Origin of the sequence: Serratia sp. 22278, from assembly GCF_052045405.1 — a bacterium.
GTDB lineage: Bacteria > Pseudomonadota > Gammaproteobacteria > Enterobacterales > Enterobacteriaceae > Serratia > Serratia marcescens.
In genome coordinates this window covers 25,825-39,799 of the sequence record NZ_JBQEOW010000017.1, presented here as the reverse complement: position 1 = coordinate 39,799, position 13,975 = coordinate 25,825, and the positions used below count along the sequence as shown (strand labels likewise).

Annotated in this window: 12 protein-coding genes; 7 read left to right on the top strand and 5 right to left on the bottom strand. The window is 61.8% G+C overall.

Annotation, left to right across the window (positions count from 1 at the left end):
• Positions 1-67 precede the first annotated feature (67 nt).
• Together ACTJJ6_RS21895 and ACTJJ6_RS21890 are read left to right on the top strand one after the other, a co-directional pair.
• Positions 68-3,172: an autotransporter outer membrane beta-barrel domain-containing protein gene (locus ACTJJ6_RS21895; protein ID WP_440827439.1), complete on the top strand. Its 3,105-nt coding sequence runs from the start codon at positions 68-70 to the stop codon at positions 3,170-3,172.
• Between the two features lie 454 nt (positions 3,173-3,626).
• Positions 3,627-4,478: a helix-turn-helix domain-containing protein gene (locus ACTJJ6_RS21890; protein ID WP_016930454.1), complete on the top strand. Its 852-nt coding sequence runs from the start codon at positions 3,627-3,629 to the stop codon at positions 4,476-4,478.
• On the opposite strand, the gene ACTJJ6_RS21885 is transcribed toward ACTJJ6_RS21890, so the two are convergent.
• The 3 genes from ACTJJ6_RS21885 to ACTJJ6_RS21875 form a co-directional block, all read right to left on the bottom strand.
• Complete coding sequence (locus ACTJJ6_RS21885; RefSeq protein WP_016930453.1) at positions 4,468-6,252, bottom strand: ATP-binding response regulator; 1,785 nt, start codon at positions 6,250-6,252, stop codon at positions 4,468-4,470. The genes ACTJJ6_RS21890 and ACTJJ6_RS21885 overlap by 11 nt on opposite strands.
• Positions 6,249-6,743 carry a molybdopterin-dependent oxidoreductase gene (locus tag ACTJJ6_RS21880; protein WP_004931017.1) on the bottom strand — a complete coding sequence of 165 codons (495 nt, stop codon included), beginning with the start codon at positions 6,741-6,743 and terminating at the stop codon, positions 6,249-6,251. The genes ACTJJ6_RS21885 and ACTJJ6_RS21880 overlap by 4 nt, the downstream gene beginning before the upstream one ends.
• A 161-nt stretch (positions 6,744-6,904) precedes the next feature.
• A complete protein-coding gene (locus ACTJJ6_RS21875; protein WP_016930452.1) occupies positions 6,905-8,254 on the bottom strand; it encodes an aminotransferase-like domain-containing protein in 1,350 nt (449 codons plus the stop codon).
• Between the two features lie 139 nt (positions 8,255-8,393).
• Here ACTJJ6_RS21875 and ACTJJ6_RS21870 point away from each other — a divergent pair, with 139 nt between their 5' ends.
• The 3 genes from ACTJJ6_RS21870 to ACTJJ6_RS21860 all read left to right on the top strand — a co-directional run bounded on the left by ACTJJ6_RS21870 (position 8,394) and on the right by ACTJJ6_RS21860 (position 10,493).
• Positions 8,394-9,023 (top strand): LysE family translocator, encoded by a 630-nt coding sequence (locus ACTJJ6_RS21870; RefSeq protein ID WP_016930451.1) that lies wholly within the window; start codon positions 8,394-8,396, stop codon positions 9,021-9,023.
• Positions 9,024-9,056: 33 nt separating this feature from the next.
• A complete protein-coding gene (locus ACTJJ6_RS21865) occupies positions 9,057-9,908 on the top strand; it encodes a PhzF family phenazine biosynthesis protein (RefSeq protein WP_016930450.1) in 852 nt (283 codons plus the stop codon).
• 66 nt (positions 9,909-9,974) lie between these two features.
• Positions 9,975-10,493 carry a DinB family protein gene (locus tag ACTJJ6_RS21860; protein WP_110147503.1) on the top strand — a complete coding sequence of 173 codons (519 nt, stop codon included), beginning with the start codon at positions 9,975-9,977 and terminating at the stop codon, positions 10,491-10,493.
• A 78-nt stretch (positions 10,494-10,571) separates the two neighbouring features.
• Here ACTJJ6_RS21860 and gorA read toward each other — a convergent pair whose 3' ends face one another.
• Positions 10,572-11,924 (bottom strand): glutathione-disulfide reductase, encoded by a 1,353-nt coding sequence (gene gorA / locus ACTJJ6_RS21855; protein ID WP_016930448.1) that lies wholly within the window; start codon positions 11,922-11,924, stop codon positions 10,572-10,574.
• A gap of 130 nt (positions 11,925-12,054) precedes the next feature.
• Positions 12,055-12,897 carry a 23S rRNA (adenine(2030)-N(6))-methyltransferase RlmJ gene (locus tag ACTJJ6_RS21850; protein ID WP_004931012.1) on the bottom strand — a complete coding sequence of 281 codons (843 nt, stop codon included), beginning with the start codon at positions 12,895-12,897 and terminating at the stop codon, positions 12,055-12,057.
• 135 nt (positions 12,898-13,032) lie between these two features.
• Here ACTJJ6_RS21850 and ACTJJ6_RS21845 point away from each other — a divergent pair, with 135 nt between their 5' ends.
• Both ACTJJ6_RS21845 and ACTJJ6_RS21840 read left to right on the top strand, forming a co-directional pair.
• Positions 13,033-13,437, top strand: coding sequence for an ASCH domain-containing protein (locus ACTJJ6_RS21845; protein ID WP_033631853.1), 405 nt, complete (start codon positions 13,033-13,035; stop codon positions 13,435-13,437).
• 16 nt (positions 13,438-13,453) lie between these two features.
• A complete protein-coding gene (locus ACTJJ6_RS21840) occupies positions 13,454-13,915 on the top strand; it encodes an HIT family protein (protein ID WP_049300429.1) in 462 nt (153 codons plus the stop codon).
• Positions 13,916-13,975 lie beyond the last annotated feature (60 nt).

Sequence of the window (13,975 nt, the reverse complement as noted above, 5' to 3'; positions counted from 1 at the left end):
TCACATCCTGCTAATGAGAACCCGGCGCACCTGGGGCGTCGGCCAATAACAAGCAAAAGGTAAGGAAATGACAACAACAATGGGTTTTGATAGCAAAGGAAACGCTCGCCGCTCGCCGTGGCGGCTGAACGCGCTGGTCTGCTGCATGGCGCTGGCGGGGTATGCGCAGGCGGCGCCGCACGAGGTGAGCGGCCAAGCCGGCGATCCGGCCAGCTGGCGCAGCGCCGAATTCAACGCCAACTGGGGGCTGGGGGCGATCCACGCCGATGAGGCCTATGCCGCCGGCTACACCGGCAAAGGGCAGAAGGTGGGCATTTTCGATACCCCGGTCAACCGCCATCCCGAGTTCGCCGGCGACGGCAAACTGATCAACGTGGTCACCGAAGGCTATCGCGCCTATACCGATCCGCACCGGCCGGGGATTAACGCCGGCGATCGCTTTTACTTCGACGGCACCTTCCACTTCTACAGCGGTTCACAGGGCATGCTGAGCAATCACGGGGTGCACGTCGCGGGCATCAGCGCGGCGAACCGCGACGGCGTCGGCATGCACGGCGTGGCCTTCGATTCGCAGGTGATCAGCGTCGATAACGACAACGACGGCCCGGCCTACGGCGAATTCCTTGGCCTGGACGGCGCCGTCACCAATGCCGGCTGGCAGGCGATGATCAAGAGCGGCGTGCGGGTGATCAACAACAGCTGGGGCGTCAGTATTCCCGATTTCCTGTCCGACGGCGGCCGCGATCCCAACGCGCTGCACTTTGAGCTGAAGGATGCGCAGGAACAGTTCGATCAGGTCAAACCGCTGCTCGGCAGTTTGGCCGGCGCAGGCTATCAGGGCGCCATCGACGCGGCGCGCAAAAATATTCTGGTGCTGTTCGCCGCCGGTAACGACGGCAACTACAACCAGCCGGATGTGATCAGCGGCCTGGCCTATTTCGTGCCGGACATCGCGCCGAACTGGCTGTCGGTCGCCAGCGTGGCGCAGGATGCGACATCGACCAACAGCGTGCCTTACACCATCAGCAGCTTCTCTTCCCGTTGCGGCTATACCGCCAGCTTCTGCGTCTCGTCGCCGGGCAGCAAAATCTACAGCACCGTGGCCAACGGTTCCGATCCGGCCAACCTGGTGTCGGACTACGGCAATAAAAACGGCACCTCGATGGCGACGCCGCACGTCACCGGCGCGGTGGCGGTGTTGCTGCAGCGCTTCCCGTACATGAGCTCGGCGCAGATTGCCGACGTGCTGAAAACCACCGCCACCGACATGGGCGCGCCGGGCATCGACGCGCTCTACGGCTGGGGAATGATCAACTTGGGCAAAGCCATCAACGGCCCGGGCATGTTCTATACCGTCGAAGATATTCCTGCGGAGTTCCGCATTCAGGATCCGACGGGCGTGGCTTACGGCCCGACCCAGTTTGTCGCCAATATTCCGGGTCTGGGCGCCGAGGTGGATGCCGGCACGCTGCACGCCAGAAAGTGTGACGACATCAGTTGCGAACTGGAAGTCTACTCCAACAACATCTCCGGCCATGGCGGCCTGACCAAAGAAGGGAGGGGCACGCTGGTCATGACCGGCGCCAACACCTATTCCGGGCCGACGCTGGTCAATCAGGGGCGGCTGGCGATCAACGGCTCGGTCACCTCGGCCGTCAGCGTGCAGAGCGGCGGCATCGTCGGCGGCAGCGGCACGGTCGGTTCGCTGACCGCCCGCCGCGGCGGCACCGTGGCGCCGGGCAACTCGATCGGCACCCTGAACGTGGCCGGCGACGTCAGCTTCGAGCCGGGTTCGCGCTATGCGGTGGAAGTGGGGCCGAACGGCCAGAGCGATCGGATCCAGAGCGGCGGAGCGGCGACGATCGGCGGCGGCGAGGTGGCGGTCACGCTGGAGAACAGCAGCAACCTGCTGACGCAAAGCGAGGTGCGCAGCCTGCTGGGCCAGCAGTACACCATCCTGAGCGCGCAGCAGGGGGTGAGCGGGCAGTTTGACGCGGTGGCGCCGAACTACCTGTTCCTCGGCACCGGGCTGAGCTACCAGCCGACCGGGGTAACGCTGAGCGTCGGGCGTAACGGCACGAGCTTCGCCAGCGTGGCGCAGACGCCGAACGAACGGGCGGTGGCGGCGGCGGCGGATGCGCTGGCGGCGGGCAACCCGGTGTACGAGAGCCTGCTCAACAGCGGCACGGCGGGCGAGGCGCGGCAGGCGTTCCGTCAGCTGTCGGGGCAAATCCATGCGGACATCGCGTCGGCGCTGGTGAACGACAGCCGTTACCTGCGTGAGGCGCTGAACGGGCGTCTGCGTCAGGCGGAAGGGCTGGCGAGTTCGTCGGCCATCAAGGCGGACGAGGACGGCGCCTGGGCGCAGCTGCTGGGAGCGTGGGACCATGCGTCGGGCGACGCCAACGCCACCGGCTATCAGGCCTCGACCTACGGGGTGCTGGTGGGGCTGGACTCGGCGGCGGCGGCCGACTGGCGGCTGGGGGTGGCGACCGGCTACACCCGCACCTCGCTGCACGGCGGGTACGGGTCGAAGGCGGACAGCGACAACTACCACCTGGCGGCGTACGGCGACAAGCAGTTCGGGGCGTTGGCGCTGCGCGGCGGGGCGGGCTACACCTGGCACCGCATCGACACCAAGCGGTCGGTGAACTACGGGATGCAGTCGGACCGCGACACGGCGAAGTACAGCGCGCGCACCGAGCAGCTGTTCGCGGAAGCGGGCTACAGCGTGAAGGGCGAGTGGCTGAACCTGGAGCCGTTCGTCAACCTGGCGTACGTGAACTTCGAAAACAACGGCATCGCGGAAAGCGGCGGCGCAGCGGCGCTGCGCGGCGACAAGCAGCACACCGACGCGACGGTGTCGACGCTGGGACTGCGCGCGGACACTGAGTGGCAGGTGAGCCCGGGCACGACGGTGGCGCTGCGCAGCGAGCTGGGGTGGCAACACCAGTACGGCGGGCTGGAGCGTGGCACCGGGCTGCGGTTTAACGGCGGCAACGCGCCGTTCGTGGTGGACAGCGTGCCGGTGTCGCGCGACGGGATGGTGCTGAAGGCGGGTGCGGAAGTGGCGGTGAACGAGAACGCCTCGCTGTCGCTGGGCTACGGCGGGCTGCTGTCGCAGAACCACCAGGACAACAGCGTCAACGCCGGTTTCACCTGGCGCTTCTAAGCCAAGCGGTCATTACAGGGTCAACGGAGCCGGCATGCCGGCTCCGTTTTTATTTGCGGCTGCGGGGTGAGTCCGTATGATGGCGCGGCGCCAGGGCAATAAAAAACCGGGACCCTGACGGATCCCGGCTTAAAAGTGGGTAAAACAGATTAGCGCTAAAGGCTCAAGCCCCGTTTTGCTTATGCAGTCCAAGCGATGTGAGCATCGTCTCAGTAGCGGCAACGGAACAAATTTTCCCTGGTGTTACTATGGTTATTATTAAAAATCGTGCTGGTGTTATTTTTTATAGTGTATTGCTGTATGTCTCTTTTGATACCATGTTTGACGATACAACATGGTATGTCAAGCAACGTTTTTAACGCATAATTGCATGGGATGCTAGTTTTAGGTGTGGCTTTTTCAGCAGAAATAATCAAAACGACTGATAAATCAGTAAAAAAAATCGAAGGAACAAATGGATAACAATCATCAAAAATTCGATTCACAGTCGATTGCCAATCGGGTCAGGGAGCTGTTTTTACATTACGGGATTGGAAAACGTCAGCATGCCCGCGAACTCAGCCGCATCTTGGATCTGAGTTTTTCACATGCGCACCGCAAATTGAAAGGGCAAAGCCCCTGGACGCTGGAACAGATCAACAGCGTCGCGGCCGCGTTGGGAGAAACGCCGGCGGCGATCGCCGATTTGAGCGCCGAACATGAGACGACCGAGCCAAACATGGCGCGTGATGCCATCTTTTTCGTGGCGGGGGTGGCGATGCCCTGCGTCGGGCACATTGGCGACGAACTTCCTGCCGGGCGGCCGGCGGAATTTGTGGCGCTGCGCGTGGAGGGGCAATGGCATATCTATCGCGCCGATGAGGCGCCGGCAGGCCCGCGTTACGGCGTCGAACTGATAGAAATCCGGCCCGGTTACGGCGATGACGAGCGGTTGAGCATCGCGGTATTGGACGATTCGCATCAGGCGGCCGATGAGTTGGCCAAGTACCTCGGCGGCTGCGGTTTCAACGCAGTGGCGTTTTACGATGTCGACAGCTTCTGCCAAGCGCTGCAGCAAAGCCTGTTCGACGGTTACGTGGTGGACTGGCTGATCGGTGAGGAAACGGCGGATCGCTGTATCGCCACCATCCGCGCCTCCGACAACCCGGACGCGCCGGTACTGGTGCTGACCGGCGAACTGGGCACCGACCGACGCGAGTCGGAGATCGCTCAGGCGATGCGCGAGTACGATGTGCTCGGTCCTTATGAAAAACCGGTGCGGCTCCATGTGATCGAAGCCGCACTGCAACGCTGTTTTAATCTTTAGCGGGGAACACCTCGGCCAGCGCGCTCGACAGCGCATCCAGCCGAACCGGTTTCATCAGGTAGTTATCGAACAGGGCGCGCTGATCCGCCGTCAGCTGCTCCGGCGTATAGGCGCTGATGCCGATGATTGGCACATGGCGGTTGGGGCCGCGACGATTGCGCAGCTGCCTGGCCAGGGCGGCGCCGTCGATGCCCGGCATCTGCAGATCCAGCAACAGCGCGTCGTAAGGGCGTCTGAGCAGTTTCTGCAACGCGCGCTCCGGCGAGTCGCACAGTTCGTGCTGGTAGCCCAGCTTGTCCAGCAGCGCCGCAAAGGCATCCCCCACCGACTTGTTGTCATCCACCACCAGCACCTGCTGCGGCTTTTGCTGCAGGGGGGCATTGGCGGCGGCGGGCTCGTCGGCGCGCTCTTCTTCACTGATCTGCACCGGAATGCTGACGATAAAGGTGCTGCCTTTCTTGATTTCGCTGTATACCGTGATAGTGCCGTTGAGCAGCGTCACCAGGCCGTGCACGATCGCCAGCCCCATTCCCACGCCGGCATACTGTTTGGTATGCGACTGATCCAACTGGGTAAAGGGTTTGAAGATCTGATCGAGCTGGTCTTTTTCAATACCGATGCCGGTGTCGGTCACTTCGATGATCAACGAATTGCCGCCCGGCTGGCGGCGCAGGCAGCTGTGCAGCGTAATGCTGCCGCTTTCGGTGTATTTGTAGGCGTTGGTCAGCAGGTTGACGATAATCTGCCGGATGCGCAGCGGATCGGAGTGCACCAACAGGTGGCTGCACTCCACTTCGCAGCTCAGTTTGACCTGCTCTTTGCGGGTCAGGGTGGCGATTTCGTTGGCGGTTTCCGCGATCAGCTTCTGCGCGTCGAACGGCACGATGCGCAATTCCATCATGCCGCTGTCGAGGTGCGCGTAGTCGGTCAGATCCTTCATCTGGCTTTCGATTTGCTGCGCGGCGGTCTCCAGCCGCTGGAAAGTGTCCGCATGCTCCGCCGACACTCGGGTGTTCACCAGCACGTCGATGGCCGACATCACGCTCTGCAATGAGGTGCGCAGCTCGTGGCCGATGGCACCGAGGAAGGCGTTTTTGGTGCGCGTCGCTTTCTCCGCCTCAATGGCTTTGGCCTGCTGGCGAATGGTCAGCCGCTGCTGGCGGAACACGATCAGGGTGATGGCGATCAGCGCGATCACCGAGAACATGACGATCACCAGCCCATAGAAAATAATGTGCCGTTTCTCGATGTAATCCTCATAGGCTGCGGTGCGCTGCTTCACCTCGGCGTGGTCGGTCAGGTTGGCCATTTCGATAGCGTAAGGCTTGATGGCCTTCATGGCCGCGAAAACCTGGCTGAAGTCGATTTTCGGGTTATCCAGCAGTTTATCGATGCGATCCATCTGCAGGCGCATCTGCTTGACCACTTCCGGGTAGCCCGGCTCGGCGTACAGCGGTTGCGTGGATTCGGAGACGGTTTCCAGCACGTAAAAGCGCGAATAGAGGATTTCGAACCGCAGTCGCAGATTGTCGCTGTCCACCTGCGCGGCATGGCTTTGCTGCTCGACCAGCGTGTCGAACTCCGCCAGCTTGATGGAGAACTTGGCGATAGACCAGGAGTAATTCTCTTGCGTGCCGGCGATGGCATACAGCCCTTTTTTCGACAGGGTGGCGCTGTAGTAATAGAGCGTGACGGTCGAAGCCACTAAAAACAGCGCGGCAAAGATGGCCGGGATCGCCAGCCTGCTGCCGTTCTTAAAGGTCGTCAGCTTCATTTGATCACGATCCTGTCGACTTGCCAGATAAAGCGTGAATTGTACAACGGCGAGTTCAGTTCAGGCCCGGCGGCGTCGCGCGGGTAAACCAGGAACAGCGGGCCGAAGTTTCTGAGCTTCAGCATTTCCCCGTCCATCCTGTAGGCCAGGATCATGTTGTATTTCTTGACGTCGGACAGCGGCACGTCGATGTAATAATCGTTCAGCGCGTAGAAAGTCAGCGTCTCGCCCTTGGCGCCGACGCGCTCCAGGATATCGGCCACCGAAATCCCTTCAAATTTTCTCTGCGGCGTCCAGGAAGTGGAGGTGGTGATGCTGCGCACCGGCATCGCCAACAGCTGCTTATCGGTGAACAGATAGCTTTTTTTGACCGGGTCGGTCACGTTGTCGATCTTGCCCGCCACTTCCAGGGTAAAGCTGAGCGCGCTGCTCTGGGCGATAATCAGGGCCACGCAGGCCATCGCAAGGGTTTTGCATAGTTTGAACAGCATCGGTGTTCTCCAGAGGCGCGGGGAGGTTGTATCAGTCCCGCTAATTTATCAGGCAGAATAATGGCAGAAAAAGCAGGCGGGTGCGAAGGGAATAGTAAACCGCACAAAAAGAACAGTCCTGAGCCGGTCGGCCCGTGCGCGTAACCTTTCTCTTCCGTTTGTCAGCCGTTCCGATGCTCTTTCAACAGCTGTGCCAGCTGCGTCAGGCCTGCCGTTAGCTCGTCCGGCGAGGGGGAGCCCAGGCACAGGCGAATGCCCGTCGCACGTTCGTCGCGGGCCACCATCACGGTGTCCGGCGGTGTCACCTTTACGTTGACCAATGCGGCGGCGGCGGCCACAGACTCGGCGGTTTCGCGCGGCATCGGCAGCCAGACATGATAAGCGTCGGGATGCGATACGCAGTCGTCGGCATCAAATATCGAGGTGGCCAGATGCACTCTTCGCTGAGCCTCATGGCGCAACGCTTGCGGTATCGTCTCGATTGCGCCGCTGGACAGCCACTCCTCCACCACAGCGCAAGACAGTGGCGAAGGCGCGAAAGGAATATCTTGCAAGGCTTCTTCCGCCGCAGTTTGCATGCCGGGCGGCAGAGTCAGCATGCCAATCCGCAACCCCGGGCCGAGCGTTTTCGACAGGCCATTGACATGGAACGCCCGCTCGGGCGCCAAAGCCGCGAGCGCAGGCGCCGCAGAGTGACCCAGCGCGTAGACGCCATCCTCGATGATCCAGACATTCGCCTGCCGACATATCTCGACGATAGCCTGCCTGCGCTCGGCGCTCATGGTGGCGGTCGTCGGGTTATGCAGCGTCGGCGTCAGATAGACCGCGGTATGGCCGGAGGAGACTCGCTCGAGCGCGCTCGCCAGCGCCTGCGGCACCATGCCTTGCGCATCGATCTCCACGCCGATCAGGCGATGGCCTTTACGTCGGGCCAGCGCGATCGCGCCGGGGTAGGTGAGTCTCTCCGTCAGTATCGTGCCGCGTGACCCGCAGGCCAGGTCAAACGCCAGCGAAATCGCCTGACGGGCATTGCTGGTCAGCGCCAGGTGCGACGGATCGATCGTGACGCCGGCGTTTTCCAGCCAGCGGGCCAACAAACGCCGGTGCTCCAGATGCCCGGTCGGAGGGGAATAGAAGTTCAGATGGTCCGCATCCATTTTCCGCGCAATGCCGGCCAGCGTGCGCGCCAGCAAACGATCGGTAAGCATCGCCGGCGGCGCATTGGATGAAAGATCGATTTCGTGTTTTTCACGGGCGCGGCGAATCGCCACGAACATCCCGCGGCCTTTCACGCTGCGAACCAGCCCGCGTCGTTCCAGGATGGCGTAGGCTTTGGTCACCGTGCCCAGACCGATCGCCAATTGCCAGGCGAGGGGACGGTGAGCCGGCAAACGATCGCCCCCTTGCAGCTTGCCCTCGATAATGTCGTCAGCCAACGCCAGCACCAGCCGTTCGACGGTAGTGGCTTCCACGTTGGCCAGGCGGGGTTGCCAGGGGGATTGAAGCCGCATGGTCGCTCTCCGGAGAAAGAATATAGTGTCACGTGACACTATTTAAATAGGCGAAAAGTGTAACACATACTATGTTGGTGAGGAGTCCCGGCGTTTTCAACAACGGCTCGGCCGTAAGGCGGGTCAGCGGAGTTTTTCCATGATGGTCAGTCAGCTTGCGTTGGTTTACGGCGCCTATCTCCTCGCAACCGCCAGCCCCGGCCCCAGCAACATGGCGATCATGGGCGTGGCGATGCGTGACGGCCGCAGGCCCGCATTGGTGCTGGCCGCCGGCGTGATGACCGGATCGCTGTGCTGGGCGATGTTGGCCGCGACCGGCCTTTCCGCCGTGTTGGCCACGTATGCGCAGGCGCTGTGGACCATCAAGATCGTTGGCGGCGTGTATATGCTGTATCTGGCGCTGCGCGCCGGAAAGTCCGCGTTACGCACGTCCGCCGCGACGTCGGGCATGGCCGCGGAGCGCGATGCGCGGCCTTATCGGGCGCTTTATCGGCAGGGCGTGCTGATGCATCTCGGCAATCCCAAGGCCATCATGTCCTGGATGGCGATCATGTCGCTGGGATTGCGGCAAGGCGCGCCTGAGCAGGTTTTACCGGCAATTATTGGCGGTTGCGCGCTGCTCGGCGTGACGATTTTCGGGGGGTATGCCCTGTTGTTCTCAACGGCGCCGATGATCGCGTTTTACACCCGGGTGAGGCGCTGGATTGAAGGAACGCTTGCGCTGCTGTTCGCTTTGGCGGGCCTGGAGCTGTTGATATCGCGGGGGTAATGAACGCCCGGCGTTAACCTGAGGAGAGAAGCGATGGTTTTTGGCATGCAGATGGTGGATGTCTTTGGCGCCGGGCCGCTCGCTGGCAATCCGTTGGCGGTGATCACGGGCGCCGAAGCGTTGTCGACGGAGGACATGCAGCGTTTGACGCGTTGGTTCAACCTGTCGGAGACGGCCTTTTTGCTGCCGCCGACGCACCCCCAGGCGGATTACCGGGTGCGGATATTCACGCTGGATCGTGAAATGCCGTTTGCCGGGCACCCGACGCTCGGCAGTTGTCATGCCTGGCTCACTGCGGAGGGTATGCCGCGCAATGATGCGGAGATCATCCAGGAGTGCGGGGCGGGCTTGGTGAGCATTCGCCGCGAGGCCGGACGGCTGTGTTTTGCCGCGCCGCCGTTGATTCGCTCCGGGGCGCCTTCAGAAGCGGCGTTGGCCGACGCGCTGCGGTTTTTGGGGATCGCGCCTGAGGAGGCGCTCGATGCCGCCTGGATCGATAACGGTCCGGGGTGGCTGGGGATCCGGCTGGCCAGCGCCGAACGGGTGCTTTCCCTGACGCCGGCGAGAAGCTGGCCGCGCAGGGTCGACATTGGCGTCGTCGGTCCACATGCCGATGGTGACGCAGCCTTCGAAGTTCGCGCCTTTTTGAGCGATCATCTTGGCGCTATCGTCGAAGATCCGGTCACCGGCAGCCTCAATGCCTCCCTGGCCCAGTGGTTGTTCGCAAGCGGCGTGGTCAGCGGCGGCTATATCGCCGCTCAGGGGCGCTGCCGTGGGCGCAACGGACGCGTGCATGTCACCCGCGACGCGAGCGGCCGGATTTGGGTGGGCGGTGATACGCGCACTCAGGTCGAAGGGCGGCTGCAAGGGATTGGCACGGCGTAGAACGCGCCGCCGCACCGCGTGCGGCTGAGCTGAATATCGATTTTCATCCGATAAGGAGTGAGCAGTATGTCTGCAACGGCCATCGATACCTTGAAAATGCTGGTGCGTTACAAAGCCTGGGCGAACGCCTTGACCTTTGACTGTGTGGCGGCCTTGCCGGAAGGCGAAGCGCTGCGGCCGCGCCCGACCCGTTTCGGCAATATGGTGCATACCTTGAATCATGTGTATGTGGTGGACGATATCTTCAGGCACCATCTGCAAGGCCGCAAGCATGGCTACCTCGCGCGCAACACCGAGCAAACGCCTGCGCTTGACGACTTGCGGTGCGCGGTGGAGGAAATGGACCGCTGGTATATCGAACAGGTGGACAGCTGGTCGCCGGAGGCGCTGGCGCAAGTGGTGCATTTCGCGTTCGTCGGCGGGGGGGAAGGCCGCATGACGCGGCAGGAAATCGTGCTGCATGTCGTCAACCACGCTACCTATCATCGCGGTTTTGTCGGCGATATGCTCTATCAGGTGCCCTTTGCTTCACCGGCGAACGATTTGCCGGTGTTTCTTCGCGATCATTACCGCCGGGCGCCGTGAGGCGAGCGAGATAAATAAAAAAAGCCAGACGCTTTCGCGCCTGGCCTGTTACGCGCCGGAACCCGGCGAGGTTGCGCCTCAGCGCATGGTGACGAACTCTTCCGCCGCGGTCGGGTGGATCGCCACGGTGTTGTCGAAGTCCTTCTTGGTGGCGCCCATCTTCACCGCCACCGCGAAGCCCTGCAGGATTTCATCCATGCCGAAGCCGATGCCGTGCAGGCCGACGATCTTCTCTTCTTTACCTGCGCACACCAGCTTCATGCGGCACGGCTGACGGTGCTGCGTCACGGCGCTGTACATGGCGGTGAAGGAGGATTTGTACACCTTCACGTTGTCCGCGCCGAACTTCTCGATGGCTTCCGGCTCGGTCAGACCGACGGTGCCGATCGGCGGGTGGCTGAACACCACGGTGGCGATGTTGCTGTAATCCAGGTGTTCGTCCGGCTTGTTGTTGAACAGGCGCTCGGACAGACGGCGGCCGGCGGCCACGGCGACCGGGGTCAGCTCTACCGCGCCGGTGTTGTCGCCCACCGCATAGATGCCTTTGACGTTGGTGTTCTGGAACTTATCGACGTCGATGTAGCCTTGTTCGTTGGTTTTCACCCCGGTGACGCCGAGGTTCAGGTTGTCGGTCGCCGGTTCGCGGCCGATGGCCCAAATCAGGCAGTCGACGGTGAATGCCTTGCCGTTTTCCAGCTGCAGCGTCAGGCTGCCGTCGGCGTTCTTGACGATCGCTTTCGGCACGGATTCGGTGTGCAGGCTTGGTCCTTCGGTGTTCATCACTTCCACCAGGGTTTCGACGATCATCGGATCGAAGGTGCGCAGCGGCGCGTGCTTGCGCACGAACAGATGCGTTTCCGCGCCCAGCGCGTTCAGCACGCCGGCGATCTCTACGGCGATATAGCCGGCGCCGACGACGGCGACGCGTTTCGGCATGGCGTCCAGCTCAAAGAAGCCGTCGGAGTCGATGCCGTATTCCGCGCCCGGAATAGCCGGATGGCTCGGGCGGCCGCCGGTGGCGATCAGGATGTGGTCGGCGGTGATGGTTTCGCCGTTCACTTCCACGGTGTGCGCATCCACGAAGCGCGCGAAGCCTTTGATCACGTCGACCTTGTTCTTGCCCAGCACGTTGTCGTAGGAATTGTGGATGCGGTCGATATAGGCGGTGCGGTTGGCGACCAGCTTTTTCCAGTCGAAGGCGTTGACGGTGGTGTCGAAGCCGTAGTCCGGGCCGTACTGATGGATGGCCTCGGCGATCTGCGCCGCGTGCCACATGACTTTTTTCGGTACACAACCCACGTTTACACAGGTGCCGCCCAGCTCTTTGGCTTCAATCAGCGCACACTTTTGGCCGTACATGGCTGCCCGGTTGATCGATGCGATACCGCCGCTGCCGCCGCCAATTGCTAGATAATCGTAATGTTTCGTCATCTGGGATTTCCATGAGTTGTGAATTTGAAGAGGGTAAGAGTTTAACGCCTGACCGGGGTTTGTCGCAAAGATTGCGTCGATGGCTGCGATAGGCGGACGCAGGGCGCGGCAAACCGCGCCCTGATGGGGATTATTCCGGTACCACCCAGTTCACCAGATGGTGACCGATGCCCGACGGCACCAGCACCTTGTGCAGCCACGGCAGCACGTTCTTCATCTGCTGTTCCAGCTTCCACGGCGGGTTGATGACGATCATGCCGGAGGCGGTCATGCCGCGCTGATCGCTGTCGGGTTTCACCGCCAGCTCGATCTGCAGGATGCGGCGAATGCCGGTGGCTTCCAGATCGCGCAGCATGCGTTTGATCTGCTGGCGCATCACCACCGGGTACCACAGCGCGTAGGTGCCGGTGGCGAAACGCTTGTAGCCTTCCTGAATGCCTTTGACCACATCCTGGTAATCGGTCTTCATTTCATACGGCGGGTCCATCAGGATCAGGCCGCGGCGCGACAGTGGCGGCAGCTGGGATTTCAGCTGCTGATAGCCGTCGGCGCGCTGCACTTTGGCGCGCTCGTCTTTCTGGAACTCGCTGCGCAGCAGCGGGTAGTCGCTCGGGTGCAGCTCGGTCAGGTGGATTTTGTCCTGCGGGCGCAGCAGCTGGCGGGCGATCAGCGGCGAGCCGGGATAGTAGCGCAGCGTGCCGGAACGGTTGAAGTTGTGCACCACGCTCATGTAGGCCGCCAGCTCTTCCGGCAGATCGTCGCGTTGCCACAGCAAGCCGATGCCTTCCAGGTATTCGCCGGTGCGCTCGGCGTGTTCGCCGCTGAGCTGATAACGGCCCGCGCCCGAGTGGGTATCCAGATACAGGAACGGCTTCTCTTTTTCCTTCAGCGACTCGATGATCAGGCTCTGAACGGTGTGTTTGAGCACGTCGGCGTGGTTGCCGGCGTGGAAACTGTGGCGATAACTTAACATGACGGGTGGCGGTTCCTTGTGCTCCGCAGACGGAGCATTCAATGCAATAAGGCTTATAATCTGCACAGTATAAACTGTCTGGCCGGGAAAAACCGGACTCCGTTGCCGCAGACGTTAACAGAAAGGGACAGGACGATGAGCAAACAGGCGATTTTGGCGAATTACCCCGACGCGGCGCGCTGGGCGTTCGGCGACGGCCCCGCGTTAGCCGACGAGCTGCTGGGATTGGTGCTGAGCGGGGATAAAACCGCCACCTGCAGTTCCTATGCGAGCTATCGTCGGGAACAAACCCCGCGGATCGGCGATTACAGCATCGTTCTCGATGGCCGCGGCGAACCGGCCTGCGTGATCAGAACCCTGGCGCTGCGCCTGGTGCGCTACGATCGGGTGACCGCCGAGATGGCGGCCAAAGAGGGTGAAGGCGACAAAAGCCTGGCATTTTGGCGCGAGGGGCATCAGGCATTCTTTACCCGCGAGGGGAGCTTTGCGCCGGACATGTGGCTGGTATTCGAAGAATTCGAACGGGTTGAAACGCTGTGAATCACAAGGAGAAAAGATGAGCTGCATTTTTTGCGACATCGTGGCGGGCAAGGCGCCGTGCCATAAAATCTGGGAAGACGACGACCATTTGGCGTTCCTGTCCATCTTTCCCAACACCGACGGTTTCAGCGTGGTGATCCCCAAGGCGCACCACCCGAGCTACGCGTTTGATCTGCCGGACGAGGTGCTGAGCGCGTTGATGCTGGCGACCAAGCGGGTGGCGCGGCAGCTGGATCGCGCGTTCGAGGATGTCGGCCGCTGCGGCATGGTGTTCGAGGGCTACGGCGTCGACCACGTGCACGCCAAATTGATCCCGCTGCACGGCACCGCGTCGCTGGAACAGTGGCGGCCGATCGAAGCGACCTCGCCGAAGTTTTTCACGCGTTACGAGGGCTATATCTCCTCCCACGATGCGGCGCGCGCCGACGACGAACAGCTGGCGGCGCTGGCTGCCCGCATCCGCCAAAGCGCCATTTAAGGCACGAACGATCAACGCCGGGCATTGATTTTCCTGCTGCCTGGCTCCATGTTAGAGATT

Excerpts from the sequence above, each read along its gene's own strand:
- ACTJJ6_RS21895 (WP_440827439.1), top strand. The coding sequence starts at position 68 with ATGACAACAACAATGGGTTTTGATAGCAAAGGAAACGCTCGCCGCTCG.
- ACTJJ6_RS21890 (WP_016930454.1), top strand. The coding sequence starts at position 3,627 with ATGGATAACAATCATCAAAAATTCGATTCACAGTCGATTGCCAATCGG.
- ACTJJ6_RS21885 (WP_016930453.1), bottom strand. The coding sequence starts at position 6,252 with ATGAAGCTGACGACCTTTAAGAACGGCAGCAGGCTGGCGATCCCGGCC.
- ACTJJ6_RS21880 (WP_004931017.1), bottom strand. The coding sequence starts at position 6,743 with ATGCTGTTCAAACTATGCAAAACCCTTGCGATGGCCTGCGTGGCCCTG.
- ACTJJ6_RS21875 (WP_016930452.1), bottom strand. The coding sequence starts at position 8,254 with ATGCGGCTTCAATCCCCCTGGCAACCCCGCCTGGCCAACGTGGAAGCC.
- ACTJJ6_RS21870 (WP_016930451.1), top strand. The coding sequence starts at position 8,394 with ATGATGGTCAGTCAGCTTGCGTTGGTTTACGGCGCCTATCTCCTCGCA.
- ACTJJ6_RS21865 (WP_016930450.1), top strand. The coding sequence starts at position 9,057 with ATGGTTTTTGGCATGCAGATGGTGGATGTCTTTGGCGCCGGGCCGCTC.
- ACTJJ6_RS21860 (WP_110147503.1), top strand. The coding sequence starts at position 9,975 with ATGTCTGCAACGGCCATCGATACCTTGAAAATGCTGGTGCGTTACAAA.
- gorA (WP_016930448.1), bottom strand. The coding sequence starts at position 11,924 with ATGACGAAACATTACGATTATCTAGCAATTGGCGGCGGCAGCGGCGGT.
- ACTJJ6_RS21850 (WP_004931012.1), bottom strand. The coding sequence starts at position 12,897 with ATGTTAAGTTATCGCCACAGTTTCCACGCCGGCAACCACGCCGACGTG.
- ACTJJ6_RS21845 (WP_033631853.1), top strand. The coding sequence starts at position 13,033 with ATGAGCAAACAGGCGATTTTGGCGAATTACCCCGACGCGGCGCGCTGG.
- ACTJJ6_RS21840 (WP_049300429.1), top strand. The coding sequence starts at position 13,454 with ATGAGCTGCATTTTTTGCGACATCGTGGCGGGCAAGGCGCCGTGCCAT.